This window comes from Acetobacter sp. (genome assembly GCF_047721705.1).
In the GTDB taxonomy this organism is placed as follows: domain Bacteria; phylum Pseudomonadota; class Alphaproteobacteria; order Acetobacterales; family Acetobacteraceae; genus Acetobacter.
Genome location: NZ_JBDNXK010000007.1, coordinates 34,725 through 60,151, shown reverse-complemented (window position 1 = coordinate 60,151; position 25,427 = coordinate 34,725). Strand labels below are relative to the sequence as shown.

The following is a 25,427-nucleotide window of genomic DNA, read 5'->3' as shown; positions in this document are numbered from 1 at the left end:
GCAATCGCCGACGCAACCTCAGCGTCAACCTCACCCAATGAAGAACGGAAAAAACGATGCAGATCGGTCTCGCTCACGTTTGGAATTCCCTGTTTCGCGCTACGTGCCACACAGCAAGGAGGCTCCCAAACAGATCATGCCTTGCCGTTTGCGCGCTTGTAGCCTTTTCATAGGGTGAAAACCAAGACCCCGTTACCAAACCGCTCCTTCTCAGCAGAGAGCGGCGACAAGGAACATTCTGCATGCCTCAGTTGGCCCGGCCTCGATCTTCTTCTCTTTTCCGCCGGAAACCGCTCACCGATACGCCAGCTGACAGTGGCCTGAAACGTGTCCTTGGACCGGGAAGCCTCATCGCTCTCGGGATCGGCGCCACGATCGGCGCCGGTCTTTTCTCGCTGACCGGCATCGCCGCCGGAGACAATGCCGGTCCCGCCGTCACGCTTTCCTACATCATCGCCGCCATTGCCTGCGGGTTTGCCGGGCTCTGCTACAGCGAGCTGGCGAGCATGATCCCGGTGGCAGGCAGCGCCTATTCCTATGCCTATGTAACGATGGGTGAAGTGATCGCTTGGATCATCGGCTGGGATCTGGTTCTGGAATATGCCGTAGGTGCCGCCACCGTCTCCGTAAGCTGGTCCGGCTATGTCACGTCTCTGCTCTCCGGCTGGGGCATCCACCTGCCTGCGCGTTTTACGGCCTCCCCTTTCCAGACCGTTCAGTTGCCCGACGGAAGCAGCGCCAGCGGCATCGCGAATCTGCCCGCCGCCCTCATCATCGTGCTGATTTCCATGCTGCTGATCCGGGGCACATCGCAATCCGCGCGGGTCAATGCCGTCATCGTGGCCATCAAACTGTCGGTCATCGTCGCCTTCATCGGTTTCGGCATCCCGTGGATCGATACGACCAACTATCACCCCTTTATTCCCCCGAACGCCGGTGAATTCGGGCATTTCGGATTCTCCGGCGTCATGCGGGCCGCGGGCACCATCTTCTTCGCCTATATCGGCTTCGATGCGCTTTCCACCGCTGCACAGGAGACGAAAAATCCCAAGCGTGACGTGCCGATCGGTATCCTTGGCAGCCTGATCGTCTGCGCGTCGGCTTACGTGCTCTTCTCCTTCGTGCTGACCGGAATCGTGAACTACGCTGACATGGCGGGTGATCCCGCGCCTGTCGCCACCGCCATCGACCGCACCGGCATCACGTGGCTCCAGATCGCCATCAAGCTCGGCATCATCTGCGGGTTCACATCCGTGCTGCTCGTTCTTCTTCTGGGGCAGAGCCGCGTGTTCTTCGCCATGTCGCGTGACGGTCTGCTCCCGCCGCTCTTCAGCCGCACACACGCGCGTTTTCATACGCCCTGGCTGTGCAATCTGTTTTTCATGATCCTGACTGGCGTGCTGGCCGCCTTTCTACCTATTGCCGAACTGGGCCACATGACCTCCATCGGCACGCTTCTCGCCTTCACCATCGTCTGCGCTGGCGTCATGATTCTGCGACATCAGGAACCGGAACGGGAGCGCGGCTTCAGGGTGCCGGGAAACTACATCATCCCCGTGCTCGGCATCCTGTCCTGCCTTGTGGTCATGGTTTCGCTCGATATCCTCACATGGATTCGCCTTATCGTATGGCTGGTCATCGGCATGGGGGTGTATTTTGCCTATGGACGCAGAAAGAGTCTGTTGGGAGCACAGGAATGAGGCTCCTCCACTTTCGCTCATGCGACATGTGAAGCTACTAAGTGAGCGGGCTGGATAGCCGACTCCAAGGAAAACTGGCGTATCATGTCGTTGACAGGATATAGACACCGCGAAGCCGCGCTCGCGTAAAGCACGGTACCAAAAAAGAAAACGGTCGGTCTCGTGCTGCTCCTCCTGATGGGCGTCCTCGCTGTCGTCGCCCTTATTGCCATCAACATCCTCATCTCGCTTTCAGAAATCTCGTTCGCCGCCGCGCGCGATGTCCGTCTGCGCTCCCGCGCCGAAGCGGGTGATGAACGGGCCACTGCCTTCCTCGCCCTGCGCCGCAACAGCGGACAGGTGATGACGGTGCTCCAGATTCTCCTCAATGCCGTCGGCATCCTCGGCGGTATCGTCAGCTCCGACATGCTGACGCCGCCTCTCAGTCAGATCTTTCAGAGATGGGGGCTGAGCGCTACATCCGCCGACAATCTCGGCGCGTCGGTCGCCTTTATCTTCATCACGGGCACATTCGTCGTCTTCGCTGACCTGCTACCGAAGCGAATCGCCATGAATGCCCCCGACCGGATCGGTCTGGCGATCGGCTGGTTTCCCTCCGCCGCCCTGCATCTGCTTTATCCATTCGTCTGGATTTTCTCCAAAATCTCCGACGCGATGCTGCGCGCAATGAAGATTCCAGCGGCCTCTGCCGTGGAGCCGGTCACACCGGAAGATCTCCGCGCGATTCTCGCCGCCGGCACTATCTCCGGCGTCCTGCGCGAAGACGAGCACCAGATGATCCAGAACGTGCTTGCCCTGCAGGACCGTTCCGTCAGCTCAGCGATGACCCCGCGCGACGAAATCGTTTATCTCGACGTGCAGGAAACGCCTGACACCGTGCGCTCCAAGGTCCGTCACGATCCCTATTCCCGTTATCCTCTATGCAATGGCGGCCTTGATCATGTGATCGGCTCCGTGCGCATCGAGGATATCTTCGTGGCCTCCGAGGAGGACGCCCGCAAACTGACCCTCGGGCGTCTACGGCGCGATGTGCTCTCCGTGCCGGAGACACTGAATTTGTGGGATACGCTCGCCCAGTTCGATGCGCATGGCGCTGGCTTCGCGCTCGTCATCAGCGAATACGGCATGGTGGTAGGGCTCATCACCTTCAAGGACATCATGGGCGCGCTGATGGACGGACTGGCGACGCCATTTGAAGAACAGCTCATTGTGCGCCGCGACGAAAATTCGTGGCTGATCGACGGCGCGGCTCCCATTGGTGATGTCATTCGCGAACTGGGCATGACAGGGCTGCCGGACAGCAGTTCGTTCGACACCATCGCCGGATTTGTCATGCACCGCCTCCGCCGCATGGCCCGCAAGGCGGATCGCACAGACGCAGGTGGTTTCCGCTTCGAAGTGGTGGACGTGGAAGGCTTCCGGATCAATCAGCTGCTGGTCATCCGGCTGGAGCGCCCCGAAGACACTCCGGCTCTGCCGCCTTTCGCCGGGCCATAGTCACGGCGTCAGGGCGAAACGGGGCGGACGACGCTTGCCGACCGTCTTCGCCGGACGAGGGACTGTCTTCACAACAGGCGCTTTGGCGGGCGGCTCCCAACCGAACACACTCCGACCGCCATAACCATGGGAGGCGGCCCGTTCCGCCGCCATGTGGTTCTCCAGCGAAGGACCGCTCACCCAGCGCTCGAGTTGCCGCGCCTGTTTGTCCAGCCTCTGAATGGCGTCCAGCCGCTCCTCATTTCCAAGCCGAGCGTCTTCCACTGCCGTCTTGAGCATGGCGATCGTCCGGTCATACACCTCTGTCGGCACGGGGAACGGATGGCGGTCCTTGCCCCCATGCGCCATGGAAAAACGGGCGGGATCGGCAAAGCGGCAGGGCGTCCCATGCACCACCTCCGCCACCATCGCCAGCGCCTCGACCGTTCTCGCTCCTACCCCGGGCACGAGCAGCAAGTCCTGAAAGTCCTCCGGTCCACGATCGGCTGCTGCCGCGAGCGCTCCGTGGAGGCGACGGATCATCACATCACCCGAGCGCACATCATGATGTTCGGGCATGACAAGATGCGGCAGCGTCTGCTGCTGGTCCTCATGGCCACGCAGTAACGCGACTTCACGCGCGACCTTGTCCGGCCCGAGATCGCGCAGCAGATCCAGTTGCGCTCCCCGGCTTTTTTCTGCGCGCCTGTCAGCAAGATTGATGATGTTTCCACGGGGCTTACCATCGATGGCGCTGTGCGGATCTGACAGGAAACTCTCCAGCCCCTCCGACTGCCAGTGATAACGGCGGGCATAGCGGCTCTCACCGTTCATCCCCTGCTGGATCACAACCCACTGGCCGTCGTCAGCCAGCACAAAGCTGTGCAGATACAGATCAAAACTGTCCTGCACGGCGGCGCTATCCACCTTCGCCACCAAACGGCTGGCGCGGGCAAGCGCATCCCCATCAAGCCCCGTCATGTCGGCAATGCCGTGCAGTTCATCCGGCGTTTTGCGGGAGTGGCGACCTCGTCCCCCGCAGACATGCAGCCCCAGTTCGCCCGACAGGGGTTCGAGGCCGCGCTTGAGTGCTCCCATCACGCTGGTGGTAATACCGGAGGAATGCCAGTCCATTCCCATGACAGCGCCGAAGGACTGGAACCAGAAGGGGTGAGCCAGGCGACGGAGAAATTCGTCACGACCGTAATGGTGCACGATGGCCTGCGTGATCACAGCCCCAAGCCGACTCATCCGTTCGGCAAGCCACATCGGCACCCGACCGCCGTGCAGCGGCAGATCGGCACTTCCGGATCGACGAGTCACGTGCGCCCCCTTACATTCTCCTTTCGTTCACCTATCACAGGGGACGCTCAATCACACGCACCGAACCGATGAAGCTGCGTTGCGGAAGCGCCTGAGCCGTCTTAGATCGGTTGATATCCCTGCCATTCGGCAGCAAATGGCGTGCCGTCTGGCTGAGGCGTCAGATGGACATACATTTCACCGATGCGTTCCAGCAGAATACAGTCGTCCACTTCCATCAGATTGTCTTTGTGACGATAGTAAAGACCTGCGAGCATGCTGCTCTTCAGAGCTTTCTCTTTTGCCTGTTCCGCCGTCTCTGCGACCAGAAAGGTGGACTCGTGCTCTTCGCGCAAAGCCCCTTCCAGATAACCGCCCATATTGATGAAATACAGCCTGTTGGCTGACTCAGGCTTCTCTCTGGACAACGTCACGGAAAAGCCATCCGCCCATTTCACCTCGCCATAGGCATCAACATGGAGGGACTTTCTTGTCCCGAACCAGCTTTTGATAAGATCCGGCCACGCATCTTCCGGCTTTTCTGCGGCAGCGAACTGGACATCGTGCAGTTCAATGTTCGAACCCGGCGCTGAGCCGCCCAAGTAAAATGCAAAGAGTTTCATTTCGAATTAATAACATTCAAGGGTGTCTCTGTCATCCGCCTGTGGAGCATTTCCAGACACCTCACCCCATCAAGAGTTTGAGAAGATACCATGATCGAGAAACCGGTTGAGCATGCGACGGAAGGGCGCTACGTCGATCTCATTGGCAGCAAGCCATTCCGGATTGTAGAGCGTGTCCGCATAACGCAGGCCGCTGTCACAGATCAGCGTCACGATCGAACCGCGCCGTCCGGCCCGCATCATTTTGTCCGCCATCCAACATAGCCCGAAGAAATTTGTGCCCGTCGAGCCGCCCACCTGCCGGCCCAATCGTTCCGACAGGACATGCGAGGCGGCAATGGAAGCCGCATCCGGGATGTGAATCATGTGGTCGATCACATGAGGCAGAAAAGACGGCTCCACCCGGGGACGCCCGATCCCTTCGATCCGCGACCCCGATGCCGTGACCGTCGGATCCTGATGGCACCACGCCTTGTAAAAAGCCGAGTTCTCAACATCCGGAACGCAGAGACGCGTCGCTAGGCTCTGATAGCGGATATAACGCCCCAACGTCGCTGATGTGCCCCCCGTCCCGGCGCTCATCACGATCCATTCCGGAACGGGAAACTCCTCCTCGCTCATCTGACGGAAAATACTTTCCGCTATATTGTTGTTTCCCCGCCAGTCCGTCGCACGTTCGGCATTCGTGAACTGATCGAGATAGTAGCCTCCGGTTTCCTCAGTAATGCGCGCTGCAACCAGATAGACATCCGCCGCACGATCGACGAAATGGCACTGTCCACCGAAACTGTGAATCATGTCGATCTTCTGGCGACTGGTCGAACGCGGCATGACAGCGATGAACGGTAGGTTCAGCAATCTTGCGAAATAGGCCTCGCTGGCTGCCGTTGAGCCTGAAGAGGCTTCCACGAGTGTGGTCCCCTGCCTGATCCAGCCGTTGCAGATTCCATAAAGAAAAAGCGAGCGCGCAAGACGATGTTTCAGGCTTCCGGTAGGATGGGTGCTCTCATCCTTGAGATAAACGGAAATCCCTTTGAGACCGGGAAAAAGCGGCTTGAGAAGATGCGTGTCGGCGGAGCGATGTCCGTCGCCTTTCAATGTGGCGATGGCGTTGTGTGCCCATTCCCGCTCCACGCAGTCCGGTGTGAGCCTGAGCGCCAGACTTTCGACCGGATCGTCCCACAATGTTTCAGTTTCGCTCATGGCTGCACAGCCTCCCCCGAACTGGCGGAAAGCGGGAGCCGCTGACGCACCAGATTGCACCAGAAGGTGCTGCCCCAACCGAGCGCTTCATCAGCGAAGTCGTATGCCGGGTGATGAAGGCCAGCACTGGGACCGTTGCCGATATTGATGAGTGCACCGGGTTTGACGGCCAGCATGAAGGCGAAATCCTCCCCGGCCAGACTGGGGGGCATATCCCGCGTGACAGATGCCGGACCCGCGACGGTTTCCGCAGCCTGTGCGGCATATTCCGTTTCCTGCGGATGATTCACGGTCACGGGATAGCTCCGCGTGTATTTCAGCTCACCTGAAATTCCGAAAGCTTCTGAAATTCCCTCCACCAGTTCATGCAGTCGTTTTTCGATCCGATTACGCACCGTCTCGCGCAAGGTGCGCACGGTGCCAGTCAGCCGGATGCTTTCGGGGATGACGTTGAACGCATCGCCCCCATGAATGGTGGTGATGGACACAACGGCGGAATCGATCGGATCGATATTGCGGGCAGCGATGGTCTGCACGGCCTGAATCAAGGCCGCTGTCGCTGGCACCGGATCAACGCCGTCCTGCGGTGCCGCCGCATGAGCGCCGACACCCCGCAGCACGATGTCGATGGCGTCCACCGATCCCATGATCGGTCCCGGTGCGATGGTGAAATGCCCCACAGCAAGGCCCGGACGGTTATGGATGGCGTAAACCTCGTCCACAGGCCAGCGATCGAACAAACCATCCTCAATCATCGCGCGGGCACCAGCGCCCCCCTCTTCCGCAGGCTGGAAGATCAGCACTACAGTCCCGTCGAAGTTCCGCTGTTTGGCCAGCGCTTCCGCTGCCCCCAGAAGCATCGTCGTATGCCCGTCGTGACCGCAGGCATGCATGCGTCCCGCAATCCGAGACTTCCAAGCGGAATCACCTGTTTCCAGAACTGGCAGCGCGTCCATATCCGCGCGCAGACCGATGGAGCGCCCGGAAGAGTTCGTGGCACCCCGAATGGTCGCGACGATGCCGGTTCCCCCCACTCCTTCCACGACCTCATCACAGCCGATGCGCCGCAGAGCTTCGGCTACACGGGAAGAGGTGCGGGGCAGATCGTACAACAGTTCCGGATATGCATGTAAATCTCGACGAAATTCAGTGAGCTTATCAAGATTTTCCACAACAACAGGATCGAAATCCATCAGACTCATGATTTATTTTCCGTTTTGGACACGGTCTCATCCTCACGTTTTCCAGAGGCCATGCGATAGCGAAAATCGCAGTATGGAGCGCCATCCATGATGGTCTGCGTCCGCTCGAACACCATGTCCGGGTTGAAGCCGATGCAGAAATCGCCATCACGGTTGCAGGAGAAGATGTGGCCCAGATGCCCCAGCCCCATCTGCCGATACATTTCGGCGTAACGGCAGCGGGTGACATTGAAAGAAAGACGCTCTGGCGTACTCTCGATGATCTCCATCGAAAGAGCGTCCTCGCGCGTCCAGAGCGCCAGCACCGATTGAAGATCTTTCAGAGTTGGCGTGTGACCGACCGCCTCGGCCAGTTGGCGTCCCTGAGCGATCGCCGCGTCACTTACGGCTTCATTGATGACCGCATCCGCCTCCGCCTTTCCGGAACGAGCCGTGATGACGTCATGCACGTTACGCAACATCTGCGCTTCGATCCCACGGCGCGAAAGGATGGAGACCTCATCTTCCGGCATGCTGCTCATCATGCTATCTCCTGACGATCCTGACGTTGCAGCCACGTAAGATAAAAAGGCGCGATGCGGCAGGTCAGACTGTGAAATGGTAACGGTATCGGATTTGACAGAGGCAACGCGAGTGAGGCTATGGGCTCACCCGAAACAGCCCGGGCAATTTCGCGGCCAAGCGCGACACTCAGCGCAACCCCGCGCCCGTTGCACCCGATCCACGTCCACGCGCCCGGCCCAAAATTATGGACGCGCGGCAGACGATCCGGTGTCATGCCGAGATACCCGCTCCAGACATGAGTGATCGCGGGGGGGGCAAGAGAAGGGTATGCCTCCGCCAGCATGGCTCCTGCCTTGCGCGCAACACGCCGGGCGGCATTCCAGCTTCCTAGAACCGCTCCTCCCGTAATCAGGCGATTACGCGCATCGTAACGGAAGAACCTCAGATCGCCATGCGTATCTGAAACTGCCTGTCGCCCCGGGAGTATTTCCTTTCGCTGCTCTTCCGAAAGGGGGGCCGTGGCCACCTGCCAGCACAGAATGGGCACAATGGTGTTCGCAAAGTTGGATGCAAAAGAGGGCACCACTTTTCCGGTATAGGCATTTGTCAGGAGTAGAAAATTCTTTGCCTTCACTGAGCCTTTTTCAGTCTTTACATGCCAGAAAGATCCTTCGCGCTTCCAACTGACCGCTGGGCTATTTTCATAAATTGTTGCCCCGGCTTTCTCCGCCGCCGAAGCCAGACCGCGCGCAAAGGCCAGTGGATTGATATGCCCACCTGTCGGGTTGAACATCCCACCATACCAGAGATCGGAGCCGAGCATTGCGCACGCCTCCTCACGTTCGACCAGTCGCGCAGGAAAGCCAAAGCGCTGCCAGCCTTCCACTCTCGCTGCGGAAAGACGCATACGACCGGGAGAGTGCGCTGGCTGGAACCAGCCGGTCTGCTCGGCCTCTGCGTCTATGTTCTCCTTTCTGACAAGATCGAACAGGGCAGCGGCGCTTCCGCCCACGAGGCGTGCAAACTGCTCACCCACAGAACCGAAGGCTTCCCGCAACGTATCGGGCTCGGCAGCCGTCATCGTGGGGATGATCTGCCCGTTGTTGCGCCCCGATGCGCCCCAGCCGACCTGATGGGCCTCCATCAGAGCCGTCTTTTGCCCTTTTCCCGCCAATGTCAGCGCAGCGGACAATCCACTCAGGCCACCGCCGACAATAACCGTATCGACCGCAATATCCTCGCACAACGCAGGTCTGGCTGCGCCGGGAGGCGTGACGGCCTCCCATAGGGAAGGAACGGCGGACGCAATCATGGTGCAGCGCGTCCTTCTCTCCATTGTTCATCCGGGAAACGCATCTCGAACCGTTCCATCAAGGGGGCAATCTATGAGGCGACAATAAGCGCGAGACACCATTCCTATCAAGAAACAATCTACAATATGACTATATTTTAGAAAATAATTCTCAAATATCGACAAATTATGGAATAATTTTTCAGAATTGTGTCTTGATTTGAATTATATACACTATAAGCTTTACCGTATCAGCGGCACTGGCGGAAGAATATTCCATTACTCCAAAAAATCTTCTGGAAACCACAGGGAAGCGAACAAAATGACAGGTGGCTTTGACAAGATCGATCGCAAGATCCTCGACCTGTTGCAGGAACGCGATCGTCCTGTTGCCGTCCTGGCCGAAGAGGTTGGCTTATCCCAGACGCCCTGCTGGCGGCGTATCCGCCGGATGGAAAACGCCGGGATCATCCGGGAGCGCGTCACACTCGTCGACCCCAAGAAAATGGGCGTGCCGATGACAATTTTCATCTCGGTTATCGCGCCACGCCATGAAACTGCATGGCTTACAAAATTCAGGAAGTTACTGGAAAGTATTCCGGAGATTGTAGAGGCATATCGCCTTACCGGCACCGTAGATTATATCCTCAAGGCCATGGTTCCGGATATTGCGACCTATGACAAGGTCTATAAAACCATGATAGAACAGTTGGAGTTTACGCAGGTCAGCTCTTCAATCTCAATGGAAGAGCTGAAATTCACGACGGCAGTGCCGACCAATCATCTTATTAGCAAAGAAACTGCACTTGTTTAGCGGATAGGAGGCTTACCGCTTTTTTACAAACACTCTATATTTGCGCCGAAAGGCCACATCTTACCTGACTTAAATGGATGACATCCCCTTTACTCAACAGATCAACTGTCGAAAGTATGGAAGCAAAAGATTTTCCCGATTTTATCATCATATCCAGAAGAGAATGCTCGCCATCCGCAAGATTCAACACCCACAGAATGCTCATTTGGCTTGGAACATCTTGTGCATTGGACACATCACCTGAGGAGGAAGGGTATAACCCTCTGCGCCCCAACTGCGGCTCTCCGTAAGGAAATTTACTGACAGGAAAAACATCATTTTCAACAAGAGAAATAAATTTTGCAATAAATTTAAATGATTCCAGCAAATACTCAGGCTTTATAAAATCCAGATTATCAGCTGATGTGTGATATTCAGGAAATGTGCCATTGGGAGAACGCATGAGGCATCCCACGGGTAGATTGAAGCCGGGCGAGCAGTACTGTCTTTCATCGTAACCATAAGGTTCAAATGCCAGAACCCGTCCTTTCCCTTCCTGATCAATCAGCCATTGCAGATAATGATTGGTGGAACATTTTTCATTACGTGATTTTTTATATGTAATGTCTCCACTGTCACCCAGACAGCTCAGAACCAAACCATTTCGGATTTTATGGCAACTTTCAAAATTGTTGGAAAGCCACGCTATGGCACCGATTGTACCTGGCACGAAAACAAAGCGATAAGAAAAACGAAGACGCGGGATCATTTGCAGTGCTCGAATCAATTCGAGCACTATCGAAAAAGATGAAAGATTGTCATTGGCAAGAGAGGGATGACAACAATGAATTGAGAAGAAAATCTCTTCTTCTGTGTCACCCGGAATAAGCACTTCTCCGTAAGTAAGATTTCCTGGCTCCAATGAGGCATCTATTTCTACACGATATTCTGGATCAATAAGATTATTTCGATGATTTTCAGAAATGCAAAACCCCCAGTTCTTATTATAGTAACTCGTTTTATACGGGATAAGATCAGGCTGATCAGGGAGTGTAAAAATATGCTGCATGAGAACATCATGAGAAACCTCCCCACGATAGGCAGTGCTATATTGCATTATATGAAGAGATGAATTTGCAACATCTACCAAGACATCCCCATTAGTATTTTTTATTTTTGCCGATTTGAGATTCCATTCATCCGGCACTATCCAATCCAAAACTTTCGTTCCTGATGGAATGTCAGTCAATTTAAAATTTCTTGTTTTCTCTTCTGCATATCTCAGGGTTTCCCTGATTCCCTCCCCTGTTATACTGCGGAGAATTGGAAACAGTTCTTCCGCATGAGAGAAAAGAACATCACCAGAAGTGGAGTTACACAAAACATCATAGAGATCGGGCTTCAAAATATTATTCATTTTATTATTCACCTCAAAATACTAAGACTGCTTCACAAGCCCCCCTTGCGCTCAAAAATTGACATAATTTTTTTCCTGCATATCCCAGACACTTTTATAAATCTCTTCTGAAAAGCCCGAAAGAGAGACTGCTTGTAAAGAGAAAACGGAAAGCGTCGAAGGGTTTTATGGAACGAACTGGTCGGATTAAGATACCGTTCAGGACGCCCTTCATAACGGATGACGCTTTCTACATAGCGTTTTGCATCAAGAACAGGATGTACAAACTGCTCTTGCCATATTCCTAATAAATCTTCCTCAAATATTGGGGGATAATGAGATAGGAATTTTGCGGCACCGTAAGAGGAAAACTGGGCCACAGAAAGCTGACTTGCCCTAAGCTCCGTGCCCATAAAAAGCTCTGCGTGGGGCCAGAATTTTATCTCTCCTGAAAGCAATCTCCTGGAGAGATGTAATCGTCGAGCAAAAAGCTCATCAATTGCTTTTTTGGAGAAAACAGCCAATGGAAAATAGGTTTTTTCGACCAAATTCGGTGAATAAACACCATCAATGCTATAAATATAATCACAGTCATGAAAAGGATCGTCAACGCGTTGCGCAACCACGTCGTGTCCTTGAGACACAACCCGTTCCATCAAAGCTTCTATATTCTGGCGCACCACAACATCGTATTCCCATATGATATAATAATCATAATCAGGAAATTTCTTTGCGTAATAATACAAGGGATAATCGGCATTATACCATGTACTATCCCCCTTGATGCCTGAAGCCAATCCCATTTTTTCAAAATCTGCAAATTCAAAAGTAACAAATGGCAGGCCTTCTATCGGGGGACACATACCGTCTGTATTATTTGCCAGAATGACAACTTCAAATGGACTGCTGTCCCGGACTTTTTCATATTGGCGAAGTACAAAATCATCCCAGGTGTGGGTGCGGAACAGAATCACGCATCGCATACGCTTATGCTCCTTAACCATGCTCAGCATCTGATCGTCATGTTTCGATCATCCTGCATTCCTTCCAGAAAAGTCCATTTTTATTTATTCTGATTTCCTATTTGTGACATCCATTTCAGATGACAATTTCTTTAGAAAAACCACCAGCAAGATCGGGAACCGAACCAAACTCCAACAAAAAAAGCCTGCTCCAAGGAGCAGGCTTTTCAACCAAATCAGAAAACTGTCTGAATGGCTTAATTTTTACCCGGATAACCCATCTCGATTTTCTGCTTCACGCTCTCCGGAAGCGGAACATAATCAAGCTTCTTGGCCGTCGCATCGCCTGTGCGGAACGAATAGTCAAAGAACTTGTAGACGCTCTGGCCACGAGCCGGCTCTTTCGGATTGGTCGGCACGAGCACGAACGTCGCGGAGACGATCGGCCAGACATTCTTGCCTGCGCCGTTCAGCAGATCGACCGCAAAGTGCGAAGCGTGCTCCCAGTCCGCTGAAGAAGCGGCCGCAGAGAAGCTGGTGAAATCAGGCGCAACGAATTCGCCGTCCTTGTCCTGCAGCATGACCGTCGGAATGCTGTTACGGCGCGCATAGGCGTATTCAACGTAACCAATGCCACCTTCCGTGGCGCGTACGGAAGCACCGACACCATCATTGCCGCGGGCACCTGCGCCACCCGTCCACTGAACGGACGTCGCTGCGCCAACCTGATCTTTCCAGGAAGCGGAGACCTTGCTCAGATAGGAAGTGAATACAAAGGTCGTGCCGGAACCGTCTGCACGATGCACTGGTGCCACAGCCGTGTCAGGTAGGGACAAACCGGGGTTCAGAGCCTTGATCTTGGGATCGTTCCAGCTGGTGATGTTGCCGAGATAGATATCAGCCAGCACTTCACCGCTCAGCTTGAGCTGGTTGGACGCCACACCAGGAATGTTCACGATCGGCACGATACCACCGATGACCGTCGGGAACTGGTAAAGGCTTGCGGATGCCAGCTTGTCGTCAGCCATCGGAGCATCGGACGCACCGAAATCGACAGTGCGGGCCGTGACAAGATTCTGACCGGCACTGGAACCAACGCTCTGATAGTTGAGGGCAATACCAACTGCTGACTTCGCACCGTCACCCCAAGCCTGATAGATCGGCGCTGCGAAGCTCGACCCAGCGCCCGTGATGTCCGCCGCGTGGGCCTGATGCGCCAGGACGGGGGCAGCCGTCAGTAGAAGCGCGGCGAGAAAACGGTTTTTGTCGAGCATTCTCAACTCCATTGAAAACAGCGCAACGCCCTGTCCTTGTGGCGGGGCGTTCAACGCCTGCTCCTACCCCACAACGCGCCACAGGAAAAATGATGTCTTCATGACAACGCCACAGGCGGGATCAGGCGGCAGCGAGACGGGAATCACGCAGTATCGGCAGCCAGAACATGCATTGCGTGCCCTTGCCGACCGTGCTGGTGATTTCGAAACAACCGTCATGACGGTCCATGATATGGCGCACGATGGCAAGCCCGAGACCATAACCGGAAGACGCGCCCATGCGACGGCCTTCCACCCGATAGAACCGCTCGGTAAGGCGCGGGAGATGCTCCTCGGCAATCCCCACACCGTTATCCTCCACAATGAAGGCCACGCCGGGACGTCCACGCAGCAGTTGCGGTGTAGCGCTGACAGAAATCTGCACCGCCCGTCCATCTGCGCCCGCATACTTCACGGCATTTTCCACCAAATTGACCAGAACCCGGATGATCTGCTCGCCATCCCCCTGCACAGCAACGGATTCGGCGGACGTCTTGAGTTCGACATTCCGCGACTCGCACAGGCCACCCATCTCGTCGCGCACAAGGTTCACGATATGCAGCGCATCCACCGTCCCACGGGGCTTGCGATGCTCCAGCATCTCGGCGCGTGACAGCTCCAGAAGCTGCTCGATCAGCCTCTGCATGCGATTCGCCTGCATGGCCATGATGCCCAGAAACTGCTGCTGGGCAGCGGGGTCATCTGCGGCAGAGCCTCGAAGCGTTTCGATAAATCCGATCAGTGCTGTCAAAGGTGTGCGCAGTTCATGGCTGGCATAAGCCACGAAATCGGAACGCATCCGTTCGACGGCGTCACGCTCCGAACAGTCCGTGAGTATGGCAAGCGCACGCATGGGCCCGATTGCCAGCACTTCGGGCAGGATACGCAGATCAACCTTCACAACGCGGCGGACAGGGACTTCCAACACAATTTCCGCAGTGGAGCGCAGCGTAACGCCGTTCAGTTGGCGCATCGCAGCAAACACGTCCGGATGCCGCATAATGGTGCCAAGCGCATCACCAAACGCTTCATGAGCTTCGATATTGGCGAAGCGCTTTGCACCGTGCCCATCCAGCAGCACCGCAGCATCCGGCAGCAGATCAAGCATTTCCTCGAGCGAAACGGAAGAGGTGCCGATTTCCTCACGGCGCGCGCGGGCGCTCCCCGGAAGGACGCGGCTGAGGCGCCACCCGCGCGCGAACCACCCGATCAGACCGCCTGACAGCCACACGAACACCAGACATGCCGCAAACTCGGTTCCGGTCATGCTGTTTCCTTCAGGAGAAAATAAAGGCGTTATTCGCCTTCGTTATCCAGCGCGTACCCTGCGGATCTGACCGTGCGGATCAGATCCAGCTCACCCGGACCGTTGATTTCCTTGCGCAGGCGCCGGATATGCACATCAACGGTGCGGATTTCCACATGAATGTTCTCGCCCCAGATCGAGCGCAGGATTTCCTCACGTGAGAAAACCCGACCCGGCCGACGCATGAAAAATTCCAGTAACCGGAACTCTGTCGGACCAAGCTGCACGGAACGTCCACCCCGATCGACCCGATGCTTGACCAGATCAAGCACGATGTCCTCGAAATGCAGCAGTTCCGACGGTCCCTGCGCACGGCGCAGCAATGCGCGGATACGGGCTTCCAGCGTCGCCATACTCACCGGCTTGGTCAGATAATCATCCGCGCCGGTTTCAAGGCCACGAATGGCGTCGGTTTCCTCCGAGCGGGCCGTCAGCATGATGACGGGCAACTCATGTCCTCCCGGCATACTGCGCAGGCGGCGGCATACATCAATGCCGCTAAGGTTGCCGGGCAGCATCCAGTCGAGCAGCACGAGCGAGGGACGGAAGCCGCTGATAGCCGTCAGGGCCGTCTCCCCATCATCCGCCACTTCGACGCGATAGCCCTGCTTTTCGAGATTGTAGCGGAGCATCACCTGCAAAGAGGGATCATCCTCCACCACCAACAGGCGAAGCCCGTTTCCACCTTGCGTTTCTGACATGGAGACTCTCAGGCGGACGCCGATGCACGACCGCCACGCGGACGCACAGCCGGCAACATTTCGCCCGTTACGGCATAATAGACACGTTCGGCGATATTGGTTGTGTGATCCCCGATCCGCTCAAGATTCTTGGCCACGAACAGCAGATGGATGCAGGTGCTGATGTTGCGCGGGTCTTCCATCATATAGGTCACAAGCTCACGGAACATGGCCGTATAAAGCTCGTCCACCGCCGTATCCGACTGCCAGACCGCCACAGCCCCGTCACGATCGCGGGTGGTCAGCGCATCAATGGCGCGACGCAGATTGTCCTGAACCAGACGGCCCATGTTTTTCAGACCTGCGAGCGGCATGACGCTGCTGTCGAGGTCCAATCGCAGGGCGCGACGGGAAATCGAAGACGCATAATCACCGATCCGCTCCAGATCTCCCGTGATCTTCAGGCCCGCGACAATGGTGCGCAGGTCGATCGCCATGGGGGAACGCAGGGCAAGTATCCGAATGGCCAGCGCCTCGGCTTCCCGTTCCAGTTCATCGACTTCCGGATCAAGTTCCGGTGCCTCGACGGCAGCTTCCTCGTCACCATCGACAACAGCCTTCACCGCCTGGGCCGTCTGGCGTTCAACCAGCCCACCCATCTGCGTCATCAGGCTGCGAAGATGATCGAGTTCCTGCTCGTAACTTTTGACGGTATGCGTTGATTCGGTCATCGCCCTGTCCTTCTCAGCCGAAGCGGCCGGTGATGTAATCCTGCGTCCGCGTTTCTTTCGGCGCGGTGAACATGCGGTCGGTGCTGTCCATTTCCACCAGTTCCCCGAGGTAGAAAAACGCCACCTGATCCGCGCATCTCGCCGCCTGCTGCATGTTGTGCGTCACGATGGCGATGGTAAATTCTTTTTTCAGTTCGTCGAGCAGCTCTTCGATGCGGGCTGTCGAAACGGGGTCGAGCGCGCTGGTCGGCTCATCGAGAAGCACCACTTCCGGACGCGTTGCGATCGTGCGGGCAATGCAAAGACGCTGCTGCTGACCACCGGAAAGCGCCGTGGCGGAAGCCTTCAGGCGGTCTTTCACTTCCGTCCATAATGCAACACGACGCAGCACGTCCTCAACACGGCCATCCATCTCGGAACGCGACAGCTTCTCGTGCAGTTTCACGCCGAAAGCGATGTTGTCATAGATCGACATTGGAAAAGGGGTCGGCTTCTGGAACACCATGCCCACGCGGGCGCGCAGACGGTTCACGTCGATGCCGGGGCCGATGATGTTGCGACCGTCGAAAATGACCTCACCCGACGCGCGCTGACCTGGATAAAGATCATACATACGGTTGAGAATGCGCAGAAGCGTGGACTTGCCGCAGCCGGACGGACCAATCATTCCCGTCACTTTCCGGCGCGCGAAGTTCATGGTGATGTTCCGCAGCGCCTTGTTCTCACCGTAGTAGAAGTCCAGCGACTTGACTGCGATCGCTGGCTTTTCCTCGACGGCCTGTCCGTTCGTTGTTGCGCCAATCATTCGCTTAAGCTCCCTTTCGGCCAAAACCGACCCGGACAAGGATATTGATGAAAAGAACGCCCAGCGTCACAAGCAACGCCCCCGTCCATGCAAGCTGCACCCAGTCGTCGAATGCCGATCCTGCATACTGGTAAATCGTCACTGGAAGGCTTGCCATCGGACGATTGAGACTGACGGACCATTCAAGATTGCCGAGCGAGGTGAACAGCAGCGGCGCCGTCTCGCCCGCCACACGGGCAACTGCCAGCAACACGCCGGTCATCACGCCCGTCCGGGCCGCCCGCAGGCAGATGAAAAGAATCACGCGCCACTTCGAGGCGCCAAGACCGATCCCGGCCTCACGTAGGGAAACGGGCACCAGACGCAACATGTCTTCCGTCGTCCGCACCACGATTGGCAGCGCAAGAATGGCAAGCGCAAGAGCACCAGCCAGCCCTGAGAAATGGCCACTTGGCGCCACGACAATCTGGTAGATGAACAGGCCGATCAGGATTGACGGCGCGGACAGAAGCATATCCGACACGAAACGGGTGGTGCTGGCCATCCAGCCACGCCCGTAATCGGCGAGGTAAATGCCGCACAGCATGCCGAGCGGCGCACCAATGAGAATGGAAACGGTGGTCTGAATGATGCTGCCGACAATCGCGTTCGCCAGACCACCATCCGATCCGGGTGACGCCGTCGAATGCGTGAATGTCATCAACGAAAGACCGCCAGCGCCGCGCACGATCAGCGTAAAGAGAATCGATCCCAACGCCAGCAACGCCAGTGATGTGGCAGCCAGACTGAGCGTCGTTGCCAGACGGTCCATGAACTGACGCCGCATGGCCAGTGAACCGTTGACCTTCCACCCATCGGTCGATGGGCCGGTTGCAGAGGATACGCTCCGGTTTTCCATGATCAGCGCCCCTCTTTCCGGTTGGACATACCGAGCAGCACACGTGATACGGCGAGCGCGAGGAAAGAGAGCGCCATCAGAATGGCTCCAAGCGCCATCAGCGAGGACAGTTTGACACTGCCAGCCGGACTCTCGGGAAACTCAAGCGCGATCAGTGAGGCTATCGTGTTGCCCGGCGCGAAGAGCGACCAGCCGATCTTGTTCGCATTGCCAATCACGAATGTGACGGCCATCGTCTCGCCCATGGCACGCCCCATGCCCAGCACGACACTGCCGACCACGGCATTGCGCGACCACGGCAGGATGACATTCCGCATGACTTCCCAGCGTGTCGCACCCAGACCGAAGCCACTTTCCTTCAGGACGGCAGGAATGGAACTGAATACGTCGCACATCACGGCGGTGACGAAAGGCATGACCATCACGGCCAGAATGAGCCCACCGGTCATCAGACCCGTGCCGAACGGCGCGCCCTGAACGAACATGGAAATGCCGGGCACATGACCGAACCAGTGGCGCAGGGTGGGCTGCACATACTGCGCCATCAGTGGCACGATCACGAAAAAGCCCCACATGCCGAAGATGATGGAGGGCACTGCCGCCAGAAGCTGCACGGCCATACCGACTGTGAAAGCGACGCGGGCCGGGGCCATCTGCGTCAGCCAGAAGGCCGCACCAAAAGCCAGTGGAACGGCGACGACCAGACCGATGAGACTGGTGACGATCGTGCCAAAGACAGGTGCAAGCGCACCGAAATGCTGCGTCACCGGATTCCAGACGGAGGATGTCAGGAAGTTCAGACCGAATGTCTGGAAAGCCTTAACGCCGCCACCCACCATGACGAGAATGATCCCGCCCAGCAGCAACAGCACACCGATGCCTGCCCCAGTGACCAGGCCGCGGAATATGGCATCCCCGTCGAAACGGGAAGCCGCTCCCAGCGTCGCATCCACTTTCGTGGTTTCTTCGGACGGACCACCGGAAGCACTTCCGGTCGTCGGCGCTATTTCATTCATGAACCATGACGCTCCGCTGCGTAACGCGAGGCGACCATTACTGAACGGTCACCGGTGGGGCAACCATGGATTGCGGTTTAGCGCCGTGACATTTTTATTGCGCTGCCTCGCATGATCTTCTGGGGCGTCTCTTTTCTGATCCATCCCGCTCTCAGAAACTGTTCCGCCACACCGACTTTCCGTCTTATGTTCGTACCTCATGGAAAGCAGGAAACATGGAATGAATGATCGATCGGCTACAAAAATAACGGCCTCTGCCCTCCTCATTGGCGCTCTGAGCGGCTGCGCGGACACTCCGCCTCCCCAGCAACGCATCGGGATGGCCAATCCCGCCTCGGTCTATTGCCAGAAGATCGGCGGTCGACTGGAAATGAAACAGGGACCGGACGGCACGCATGGCATCTGCCACCTGCCGGATGGCACTTCCATGGAGGAATGGGCACTGTTCCGGCGTGATCATGCCGCTCCGACCAAAGAGAACAGCAATCCATGAATAATCGCTTCAAGGCGCTCTGGGAGGAACGCTATGGGCGCGACGTGCCTGTTCCGTCCGTGACGCCGGACCCGATCACGGAAAGCTTGATGGCCCATCGGACCGTGCGCGCCTATCTCGACACGCCTTTACCGGAAGGCGCGCTGGAAGCGGCCATCGCCGCCGCACAGTCCGCTTCATCTTCCTGCAATATGCAGATCTGGAGCGTGGTGGCGATTGAGGATCAGGCCCGCAAGGACCGGCTGGCGACGCTTGCTGGCAATCAGGCCCATATCCGCCAGGCACCTCTGCTGCTAGTCTGGCTGATCGATTTCGGGCGCCTGAAGCGTCTGGGCGAGATGGAAGGCCAGCCAACGGAAAACCTCGAATATCTCGATACCTTCATGGTTGGCGCAGTGGATGTGGGCATTGCCGCGCAGAACGCCGTCGCTTCCTTCGAAGCCGCTGGGCTTGGCATCGTCTATCTCGGCGCCATGCGTAACAATAGCGAGGCTGTGGCAAAAGAGCTGAATCTACCGCCCCTGGCAGCCGTGGCCTTCGGCCTGAGCGTGGGCTTCCCTGACCCCGACAAACCGGCCCACATCAAGCCGCGTCTTGCACCGTCGGTCGTGCTGCATCGTGAGCAATATGATGCAAGCGCGGAACAGGAAGGCATCGCCCGTTACAACGATGTCTATGCGGCATTTCAGAAAGCCGAAGGACTGCCCGAAAAACGCTGGGCGGACGCGACATTACCCCGGCTTGCCTCACCAAAGGCGTTGCATGGTCGAGAACAACTGCGGGACGTGCTGGAAAAGCAGGGGTTTCGTCTCCGGTAACCCTGACATGTTTTGACATATTTCTACCGGGGCAGGATGCTGCGTGGGCATTTTCGGTGAAGATGGGAAGCAGAATCCTGCTTTCCGGTTCCGAAAAGCCGTGGGCGGAGAATGCGTCCGCTCCGGCATAAGGAGTGTCAGACATGTCAGCCTACAAAACCCTGCGCGAAGCCATTGAAAAGAAGAGCGCGGTCAACTTCACCCTGAGCGGCAAGGCCCAGAGCGGTTCACCCCATGCGCTCGGCAAGGGCGACAACGTGGAAAAGGTTCTGATGTATCGTGGTGAAGATGCGCACGAAAAGCGCGTGCCGCCACAGGGCGAATGGAGCTGCATCGCAGTCTCCGATCTGTCCGACGTGGAGCTTGCTCCCGGCGTGCCGTTCCATGTTGGTCACCCGCCAGAGAAGCATCGGGCGGAAATCCGCGAAGTCGATATTGAACTGGGCTAAATCACCCGTCAGGACCGTTCCCCGCTTTCATGCGGGGAACGTCTTTTATTCAGTCAGACGGCGATCTTCGGGAACCAGGGCTCGTCCTGCTTCCGCTTTGCCTCGAACGCCTCGATGGCGTTTTCGCGCTTCAGCGTCTGACCAATATCATCCAGCCCTTCAAGCAGCAGATGCTTGCGCAGCGGATCGATCTCGAAGCTGATTTCCTGCCCGTCCGGACGGATGACGACCTGACGCGCCAGATCGACCGTGATCCGGCTGTTTGAACCCTGGGAGGCGTCGCTCATCAGCTCATCACAGACTTCACGCGGCAGACGGATCGGCAGGATGCCGTTCTTGAAGCTGTTGTTGAAGAAGATGTCGGCAAAGGACGGCGCGATCACGCAGCGGATGCCGAAATCGAGCAGCGCCCAAGGAGCATGTTCACGCGAGGAACCGCAGCCGAAATTCTCGTGCGTCACAAGAATCTCCGCCTTGCGGTAAGGCTCCTTGTTCAGCACGAAATCGGGATTCTCAGATCCGTCCGGGCGGTAACGCATGCCGTCGAACGCATGCACGCCAAGACCGGTGCGCTTCGTCGTCTTGAGGAAGCGGGCCGGAATGATCTTGTCCGTGTCGATATTGGCCTCGGGCAGAGGTGCCGCGATGGCCGTCAGAGTGGTGAATTTCTCCATCGGTCTTCGTCCTTCCCTGCCGAAATCAGTTCGTAAGTTCGCGGGCGTCGGTCAACACGCCGGTCACCGCCGCCGCTGCCGCCATCGCGGGAGACAGCAGATGCGTGCGGCCACCCGGACCCTGACGGCCCTCAAAGTTGCGGTTCGAGGTCGAGGCGCAACGTTGTCCCGGCGTCAGCTTGTCCGGGTTCATGCCGAGGCACATGGAGCAGCCAGCCTCACGCCATTCGAAGCCGGCATCGAGGAACACGCGGTCCAGACCTTCTTCTTCGGCCTGCGCTTTCACCAGACCGGAGCCCGGCACGATCATCGCACGCACGCCATCGGCCACCTTGCGGCCCGCAGCGATGGAGGCCGCAGCCCGGAGATCCTCGATACGGCTGTTGGTGCAGGAGCCGATGAATACCACATCGACAGGCGTTCCGGCGATCTTCTGACCGGCCTTCAGGTCCATGTAGTCCAGCATGCGGACAAGCTGAGCCCGCTTCGCCTCATCGGTTTCGTTGGCTGGGTCAGGCACCGTGCCGTTGATCGGCAGCACCGTTTCCGGGCTGGTGCCCCATGTCAGGCACGGCTCGATCTCTTCCGCCCGCAGCGTGATTTCCGTGTCGTAGACCGCGCCCTCATCGGAAGCGAGCGTCTTCCAGTAGGCGACGGCCTGATCGTAGCCTTCACCCTTCGGGGCGAAACGACGGCCCTTCACATACTCGAACGTCGTCTCATCCGGTGCGATCAGACCGGCGCGGGCACCGGCTTCGATGGCCATGTTGCAGACCGTCATGCGGCCCGCCATGTCCAGTCCGCGAATGGCGGAACCGCAAAACTCGATGACATGACCCGTGCCGCCAGCCGTGCCGATCTTGCCGATGATCGCCAGCACGACGTCCTTCGCCGTCACGCCGGGAGCAAGCTCACCCTCGACGGCGATCTTCATGTTCTTGGCGGGCTTCTGCAGAATGGTCTGTGTCGCCATCACATGCTCGACCTCGGACGTGCCGATACCGAACGCCAGAGCGCCCATCGCGCCATGCGTGGAGGTGTGGGAGTCACCGCAGACGATCGTCATGCCCGGCAGCGAGATGCCCTGCTCGGGGCCGACCACATGCACGATGCCCTGATTGGCCGACAGCAGCGGGAAATACGGAACGCCGAATTCCTTGACGTTGCGCTCCAGCGTCTCGATCTGATTGCGGCTTTCCGGTTCCTCGATCGGCTGGGTGCGGTCGGAGGTCGGCACATTGTGGTCCACGACGGCGATCGTGTTTTCCGGGTGACGCAGCTTGCGCCCGGCCAGACGCAGCCCTTCGAATGCCTGAGGACTGGTCACTTCATGCACAAGGTGACGGTCGATATATAGGATGGCGGTCCCGTCCTCGAGGGTATCGACAACGTGGTTGTCCCAGATCTTGTCGAACAGAGTACGCGGTGACATGGCCAATCCTGAATATCCCGAAATGAACCAGACCTTTGCCTTCCGGCTGAGCGCACCGTCAAGTTCGACGATGCAACAGAGCTGATCAAAAGCTGGTATATGTCATGACGATGTGGCGGGCATCACTTGAACCCGCAAGCATCTGCGAAGAATTTAGCATAAATGACGGGCGAAGGCATCAGCCTGTCTGCCGAGCAGACTGATACTTTCGGACGCCCCATCCAACAAAAAAGCCGGTGCCCTTGCGGGACACCGGCTTTTGCTAACGCCAATGCGTCAAGCGCTGGCTTTTGCCTTGGCAGCCGGAGCCGTGTCACGGGGACGCTCAGCGATACGAGCGGACTTACCGCTACGGCCACGCAGGTAATACAGCTTCGCGCGACGCACCTTACCGCGACGGACGACCTTGATCTCGGCAAGGGTCGGCGCATAGAGCGGGAACACACGCTCCACACCTTCACCGTTGGAAATCTTGCGAACCGTGAAGTTGCTGTTCAGGCCCTTGTTGGAACGGGCGATGACAACGCCTTCGTAAGCCTGAACGCGCTCGCGCTCGCCTTCCTTGACGCGGACGGACACGCGGACGGTGTCGCCAGCCTGGAAAACAGGCACTTCACGGATGGCGGTGAGGCGAGCGATTTCGTCGGCCTCGTACTGCTGGATGATGTTCATAGGGACTGTCCTTCCTGAACGGATGGTCTGGAACTACTGTGCGACAGATGGGCTGCCCACAGGTCGGGCCGACGCTCGCGCGTGACCCGCTCGGATTGTTCGCGCCGCCAACGGGCAATCGCCGCGTGGTTTCCGGACAGAAGGACGTCCGGCACCGTGCGACCCTGCCATTCGGCGGGGCGGGTATAGTGAGGATATTCAAGAAGACCGTCGGAAAAGCTTTCCTCGACACCGCTTTCCGCAGAGCCCATGACGCCGGGCAGCAGTCGCACGCAGGCATCCAGCAGCACCAGCGCCGCCGTCTCTCCCCCCGAAAGCACGTAATCCCCGATCGAGATCTGCTCAATGGAGCGTGCTTCCAGAACGCGCTCGTCCACACCTTCGTAACGTCCGCAGAGCAGGGTCACACCCGGCCCTGCCACGTAACGACGGATATCGGCCTGCGCCAGCGGACGACCACGCGGAGTCAGATAGACGCACGGAGCACCATCCTGCCGCGAGACGGAGTCCAGCGCCGTGTCCACCACATCCGCGCGCATCACCATGCCCGCACCACCACCAAAGGGCGTGTCGTCCACGGCGTGGTGACGTCCGAGCCCGAAGGCCCGCAGGTCGCGCACATCGCAATTCCACGTTCCGTTCTCCAGCGCCCGACCGGCCAGAGACTGGCCAAGCGGTCCGGGGAACATCTCGGGGAACAGGGTGAGGATCGTCGCTGTCCAGCTCATGCCGAAGCGCCCTTTGCGACCTTCTCTTTCGGCGCGTGCTCTTCCTCACCGATCACCTCCACCGGGCGCACGACGATCATGCGACGGTTGGGAAAATCGATTTCGGGCACACAGGCCTTGGAGAACGGCAGGATCAGGCCGGTGTCGAGTTCGAGACTCGTGCCCGCGCCATAATCATGCACCGTGACGACCTTGCCGATCGAAGCTCCGTCTTCCACAGCGTCCAGACCGAGCAGGTCACTGTGATAGAACTCGTCCTCATCCGGCTCGGGCAGCACGTCGCGGCTGACATAGAGCTTGCGGTTGACCAGCGCCTGCGCTGCAGTCCGGTCGGCAAGCGGTTTTCCCTGCGCGTCGCGCAGTTCCGCCACACCGCCCGAACGCCAGTTCAGCGTCCAGCGATCACCACGATCGTCCGTCAGCACACCATAGGAGACCAGAGAGTCCTCATCGGTGGCGTAGCTGTGCACATGCACAAGCCCGCGCACACCGTGCGGCCTCCCTATGACTCCAATCTGGATGCGTTCGTCGGTCATGGCGAGAAAGCGTCTTCCGGTCTCTCAGCCTCAGGCCGCGGCTTCAGCAGCGGCAGCAGCGGCTTTCGCACGCTCCTGCGCCTTCTTCTTCGGCGCGGACTGCTTCGGCTGCTCGTTCCAGGTCGGCTTCGCGATCAGGCCGGCGTTACCAAGGAAACGGGCGACACGGTCCGTCGGCTGAGCGCCCTGCGACAGCCAGTGCGTGATGCGCTCGTTCGTCAGCTTCACGCGATCAGCGTGGTCGGACGGCAGCATCGGGTTGTACGCGCCAACCTTCTCGATGAAGCGGCCATCGCGCGGTGAACGGCTGTCTGCGATCACGATGTGATAGTAAGGACGCTTCTTCGCACCAGCGCGTGCAAGGCGGATTTTGAGGCTCATTCAACTACTCCGGTAAAGCCAGAAAAAGATAAAAAGGGGACAG

Annotated in this window: 27 protein-coding genes; 6 read left to right on the top strand and 21 right to left on the bottom strand. The window is 57.7% G+C overall.

The genetic code is table 11. The features are described 5' to 3' along the window. Positions 1-242 precede the first annotated feature (242 nt). Both ABF824_RS02405 and ABF824_RS02400 read left to right on the top strand, forming a co-directional pair. The gene (locus ABF824_RS02405; protein WP_415486233.1) at positions 243-1,700 is read left to right on the top strand and encodes an amino acid permease; all 1,458 of its coding nucleotides are present in this window, start codon (positions 243-245) and stop codon (positions 1,698-1,700) included. A 162-nt stretch (positions 1,701-1,862) separates the two neighbouring features. Next, the gene (locus tag ABF824_RS02400) at positions 1,863-3,197 is read left to right on the top strand and encodes a hemolysin family protein (RefSeq protein ID WP_415486232.1); all 1,335 of its coding nucleotides are present in this window, start codon (positions 1,863-1,865) and stop codon (positions 3,195-3,197) included. Here the strand turns inward: ABF824_RS02400 and ABF824_RS02395 are convergent, their stop codons facing one another. From ABF824_RS02395 to ABF824_RS02370, 6 genes are all read right to left on the bottom strand, one after another. Further along, positions 3,198-4,499, bottom strand: a complete 1,302-nt coding sequence (locus ABF824_RS02395; protein WP_415486231.1) for a DUF763 domain-containing protein — start codon at positions 4,497-4,499, stop codon at positions 3,198-3,200. Positions 4,500-4,600: 101 nt separating this feature from the next. Then, entirely contained in the window at positions 4,601-5,101 is a 501-nt protein-coding gene (locus ABF824_RS02390) for a DUF1543 domain-containing protein (protein WP_415486230.1), read from the bottom strand. A gap of 69 nt (positions 5,102-5,170) precedes the next feature. Next, positions 5,171-6,304 carry a PLP-dependent cysteine synthase family protein gene (locus ABF824_RS02385; RefSeq protein WP_415486229.1) on the bottom strand — a complete coding sequence of 378 codons (1,134 nt, stop codon included), beginning with the start codon at positions 6,302-6,304 and terminating at the stop codon, positions 5,171-5,173. Then, a complete protein-coding gene (locus ABF824_RS02380) occupies positions 6,301-7,506 on the bottom strand; it encodes a M20 aminoacylase family protein (RefSeq protein ID WP_415486228.1) in 1,206 nt (401 codons plus the stop codon). Before ABF824_RS02380 ends, ABF824_RS02385 begins: the two co-directional genes overlap by 4 nt. Beyond that, entirely contained in the window at positions 7,503-8,030 is a 528-nt protein-coding gene (locus ABF824_RS02375; protein WP_415486227.1) for an L-2-amino-thiazoline-4-carboxylic acid hydrolase, read from the bottom strand. Before ABF824_RS02375 ends, ABF824_RS02380 begins: the two co-directional genes overlap by 4 nt. After that, complete coding sequence (locus ABF824_RS02370; RefSeq protein WP_415486226.1) at positions 8,027-9,322, bottom strand: NAD(P)/FAD-dependent oxidoreductase; 1,296 nt, start codon at positions 9,320-9,322, stop codon at positions 8,027-8,029. The genes ABF824_RS02375 and ABF824_RS02370 overlap by 4 nt, the downstream gene beginning before the upstream one ends. Before the next feature lie 301 nt (positions 9,323-9,623). Between ABF824_RS02370 and ABF824_RS02365 the strand changes: the two genes are divergently transcribed. Next, positions 9,624-10,115 (top strand): Lrp/AsnC family transcriptional regulator, encoded by a 492-nt coding sequence (locus tag ABF824_RS02365; RefSeq protein ID WP_415486224.1) that lies wholly within the window; start codon positions 9,624-9,626, stop codon positions 10,113-10,115. Positions 10,116-10,149: 34 nt separating this feature from the next. On the opposite strand, the gene ABF824_RS02360 is transcribed toward ABF824_RS02365, so the two are convergent. The 9 genes from ABF824_RS02360 to pstC form a co-directional block, all read right to left on the bottom strand. Further along, positions 10,150-11,511, bottom strand: coding sequence for a DUF4910 domain-containing protein (locus ABF824_RS02360; RefSeq protein WP_415486223.1), 1,362 nt, complete (start codon positions 11,509-11,511; stop codon positions 10,150-10,152). Positions 11,512-11,543: 32 nt separating this feature from the next. After that, complete coding sequence (locus ABF824_RS02355; RefSeq protein ID WP_415486222.1) at positions 11,544-12,503, bottom strand: hypothetical protein; 960 nt, start codon at positions 12,501-12,503, stop codon at positions 11,544-11,546. 206 nt (positions 12,504-12,709) lie between these two features. Continuing rightward, positions 12,710-13,726 carry a phosphate ABC transporter substrate-binding protein PstS gene (gene pstS, locus ABF824_RS02350; protein WP_415486221.1) on the bottom strand — a complete coding sequence of 339 codons (1,017 nt, stop codon included), beginning with the start codon at positions 13,724-13,726 and terminating at the stop codon, positions 12,710-12,712. A 121-nt stretch (positions 13,727-13,847) separates the two neighbouring features. Then, positions 13,848-15,032, bottom strand: coding sequence for an ATP-binding protein (locus tag ABF824_RS02345; protein WP_415486220.1), 1,185 nt, complete (start codon positions 15,030-15,032; stop codon positions 13,848-13,850). 29 nt (positions 15,033-15,061) lie between these two features. Beyond that, positions 15,062-15,772, bottom strand: a complete 711-nt coding sequence (phoB, locus tag ABF824_RS02340; protein WP_415486219.1) for a phosphate regulon transcriptional regulator PhoB — start codon at positions 15,770-15,772, stop codon at positions 15,062-15,064. Between the two features lie 8 nt (positions 15,773-15,780). Then, positions 15,781-16,482: a phosphate signaling complex protein PhoU gene (gene phoU, locus ABF824_RS02335; RefSeq protein ID WP_415486218.1), complete on the bottom strand. Its 702-nt coding sequence runs from the start codon at positions 16,480-16,482 to the stop codon at positions 15,781-15,783. A gap of 13 nt (positions 16,483-16,495) precedes the next feature. Further along, positions 16,496-17,287 (bottom strand): phosphate ABC transporter ATP-binding protein PstB, encoded by a 792-nt coding sequence (gene pstB, locus ABF824_RS02330; RefSeq protein WP_415486216.1) that lies wholly within the window; start codon positions 17,285-17,287, stop codon positions 16,496-16,498. A gap of 4 nt (positions 17,288-17,291) precedes the next feature. Continuing rightward, complete coding sequence (pstA, locus tag ABF824_RS02325; protein WP_415486215.1) at positions 17,292-18,185, bottom strand: phosphate ABC transporter permease PstA; 894 nt, start codon at positions 18,183-18,185, stop codon at positions 17,292-17,294. Between the two features lie 2 nt (positions 18,186-18,187). After that, positions 18,188-19,201, bottom strand: coding sequence for a phosphate ABC transporter permease subunit PstC (gene pstC / locus ABF824_RS02320; RefSeq protein WP_415486214.1), 1,014 nt, complete (start codon positions 19,199-19,201; stop codon positions 18,188-18,190). A gap of 220 nt (positions 19,202-19,421) precedes the next feature. Here pstC and ABF824_RS02315 point away from each other — a divergent pair, with 220 nt between their 5' ends. The 3 genes from ABF824_RS02315 to ABF824_RS02305 all read left to right on the top strand — a co-directional run bounded on the left by ABF824_RS02315 (position 19,422) and on the right by ABF824_RS02305 (position 20,961). Then, complete coding sequence (locus ABF824_RS02315) at positions 19,422-19,694, top strand: DUF333 domain-containing protein (protein ID WP_415486213.1); 273 nt, start codon at positions 19,422-19,424, stop codon at positions 19,692-19,694. Continuing rightward, entirely contained in the window at positions 19,691-20,512 is an 822-nt protein-coding gene (locus tag ABF824_RS02310) for a nitroreductase family protein (protein WP_415486212.1), read from the top strand. Before ABF824_RS02315 ends, ABF824_RS02310 begins: the two co-directional genes overlap by 4 nt. A 143-nt stretch (positions 20,513-20,655) precedes the next feature. Next, on the top strand, positions 20,656-20,961 hold the full coding sequence (locus ABF824_RS02305) for a hypothetical protein (RefSeq protein ID WP_010666143.1): 306 nt from the start codon (positions 20,656-20,658) through the stop codon (positions 20,959-20,961). Positions 20,962-21,014: 53 nt separating this feature from the next. On the opposite strand, the gene leuD is transcribed toward ABF824_RS02305, so the two are convergent. The 6 genes from leuD to rpsP all read right to left on the bottom strand — a co-directional run bounded on the left by leuD (position 21,015) and on the right by rpsP (position 25,384). After that, complete coding sequence (leuD, locus tag ABF824_RS02300) at positions 21,015-21,635, bottom strand: 3-isopropylmalate dehydratase small subunit (RefSeq protein ID WP_099348824.1); 621 nt, start codon at positions 21,633-21,635, stop codon at positions 21,015-21,017. A 25-nt stretch (positions 21,636-21,660) separates the two neighbouring features. After that, positions 21,661-23,067, bottom strand: coding sequence for a 3-isopropylmalate dehydratase large subunit (gene leuC / locus ABF824_RS02295; RefSeq protein WP_415486211.1), 1,407 nt, complete (start codon positions 23,065-23,067; stop codon positions 21,661-21,663). Between the two features lie 276 nt (positions 23,068-23,343). Further along, a complete protein-coding gene (gene rplS / locus ABF824_RS02290; protein ID WP_415486210.1) occupies positions 23,344-23,739 on the bottom strand; it encodes a 50S ribosomal protein L19 in 396 nt (131 codons plus the stop codon). After that, complete coding sequence (trmD, locus tag ABF824_RS02285) at positions 23,736-24,467, bottom strand: tRNA (guanosine(37)-N1)-methyltransferase TrmD (RefSeq protein WP_415486209.1); 732 nt, start codon at positions 24,465-24,467, stop codon at positions 23,736-23,738. Before trmD ends, rplS begins: the two co-directional genes overlap by 4 nt. Continuing rightward, positions 24,464-25,003, bottom strand: a complete 540-nt coding sequence (rimM, locus tag ABF824_RS02280) for a ribosome maturation factor RimM (protein ID WP_415486208.1) — start codon at positions 25,001-25,003, stop codon at positions 24,464-24,466. Before rimM ends, trmD begins: the two co-directional genes overlap by 4 nt. A gap of 30 nt (positions 25,004-25,033) precedes the next feature. Further along, positions 25,034-25,384 carry a 30S ribosomal protein S16 gene (gene rpsP, locus ABF824_RS02275; RefSeq protein ID WP_010667939.1) on the bottom strand — a complete coding sequence of 117 codons (351 nt, stop codon included), beginning with the start codon at positions 25,382-25,384 and terminating at the stop codon, positions 25,034-25,036. Between the last annotated feature and the right edge of the window lie 43 nt (positions 25,385-25,427).

Excerpts from the sequence above, each read along its gene's own strand:
- ABF824_RS02390 (WP_415486230.1), bottom strand. The coding sequence starts at position 5,101 with ATGAAACTCTTTGCATTTTACTTGGGCGGCTCAGCGCCGGGTTCGAAC.
- rpsP (WP_010667939.1), bottom strand. The coding sequence starts at position 25,384 with ATGAGCCTCAAAATCCGCCTTGCACGCGCTGGTGCGAAGAAGCGTCCT.
- ABF824_RS02375 (WP_415486227.1), bottom strand. The coding sequence starts at position 8,030 with ATGATGAGCAGCATGCCGGAAGATGAGGTCTCCATCCTTTCGCGCCGT.
- ABF824_RS02305 (WP_010666143.1), top strand. The coding sequence starts at position 20,656 with ATGTCAGCCTACAAAACCCTGCGCGAAGCCATTGAAAAGAAGAGCGCG.
- pstB (WP_415486216.1), bottom strand. The coding sequence starts at position 17,287 with ATGATTGGCGCAACAACGAACGGACAGGCCGTCGAGGAAAAGCCAGCG.
- phoU (WP_415486218.1), bottom strand. The coding sequence starts at position 16,482 with ATGACCGAATCAACGCATACCGTCAAAAGTTACGAGCAGGAACTCGAT.
- ABF824_RS02315 (WP_415486213.1), top strand. The coding sequence starts at position 19,422 with ATGAATGATCGATCGGCTACAAAAATAACGGCCTCTGCCCTCCTCATT.
- ABF824_RS02310 (WP_415486212.1), top strand. The coding sequence starts at position 19,691 with ATGAATAATCGCTTCAAGGCGCTCTGGGAGGAACGCTATGGGCGCGAC.
- ABF824_RS02365 (WP_415486224.1), top strand. The coding sequence starts at position 9,624 with ATGACAGGTGGCTTTGACAAGATCGATCGCAAGATCCTCGACCTGTTG.
- pstA (WP_415486215.1), bottom strand. The coding sequence starts at position 18,185 with ATGGAAAACCGGAGCGTATCCTCTGCAACCGGCCCATCGACCGATGGG.
- ABF824_RS02360 (WP_415486223.1), bottom strand. The coding sequence starts at position 11,511 with ATGAATAATATTTTGAAGCCCGATCTCTATGATGTTTTGTGTAACTCC.
- rimM (WP_415486208.1), bottom strand. The coding sequence starts at position 25,003 with ATGACCGACGAACGCATCCAGATTGGAGTCATAGGGAGGCCGCACGGT.
- rplS (WP_415486210.1), bottom strand. The coding sequence starts at position 23,739 with ATGAACATCATCCAGCAGTACGAGGCCGACGAAATCGCTCGCCTCACC.
- ABF824_RS02385 (WP_415486229.1), bottom strand. The coding sequence starts at position 6,304 with ATGAGCGAAACTGAAACATTGTGGGACGATCCGGTCGAAAGTCTGGCG.
- phoB (WP_415486219.1), bottom strand. The coding sequence starts at position 15,772 with ATGTCAGAAACGCAAGGTGGAAACGGGCTTCGCCTGTTGGTGGTGGAG.
- leuD (WP_099348824.1), bottom strand. The coding sequence starts at position 21,635 with ATGGAGAAATTCACCACTCTGACGGCCATCGCGGCACCTCTGCCCGAG.
- pstC (WP_415486214.1), bottom strand. The coding sequence starts at position 19,201 with ATGAATGAAATAGCGCCGACGACCGGAAGTGCTTCCGGTGGTCCGTCC.
- leuC (WP_415486211.1), bottom strand. The coding sequence starts at position 23,067 with ATGTCACCGCGTACTCTGTTCGACAAGATCTGGGACAACCACGTTGTC.
- pstS (WP_415486221.1), bottom strand. The coding sequence starts at position 13,726 with ATGCTCGACAAAAACCGTTTTCTCGCCGCGCTTCTACTGACGGCTGCC.
- ABF824_RS02355 (WP_415486222.1), bottom strand. The coding sequence starts at position 12,503 with ATGCTGAGCATGGTTAAGGAGCATAAGCGTATGCGATGCGTGATTCTG.
- ABF824_RS02370 (WP_415486226.1), bottom strand. The coding sequence starts at position 9,322 with ATGATTGCGTCCGCCGTTCCTTCCCTATGGGAGGCCGTCACGCCTCCC.
- trmD (WP_415486209.1), bottom strand. The coding sequence starts at position 24,467 with ATGAGCTGGACAGCGACGATCCTCACCCTGTTCCCCGAGATGTTCCCC.
- ABF824_RS02405 (WP_415486233.1), top strand. The coding sequence starts at position 243 with ATGCCTCAGTTGGCCCGGCCTCGATCTTCTTCTCTTTTCCGCCGGAAA.
- ABF824_RS02345 (WP_415486220.1), bottom strand. The coding sequence starts at position 15,032 with ATGACCGGAACCGAGTTTGCGGCATGTCTGGTGTTCGTGTGGCTGTCA.
- ABF824_RS02380 (WP_415486228.1), bottom strand. The coding sequence starts at position 7,506 with ATGAGTCTGATGGATTTCGATCCTGTTGTTGTGGAAAATCTTGATAAG.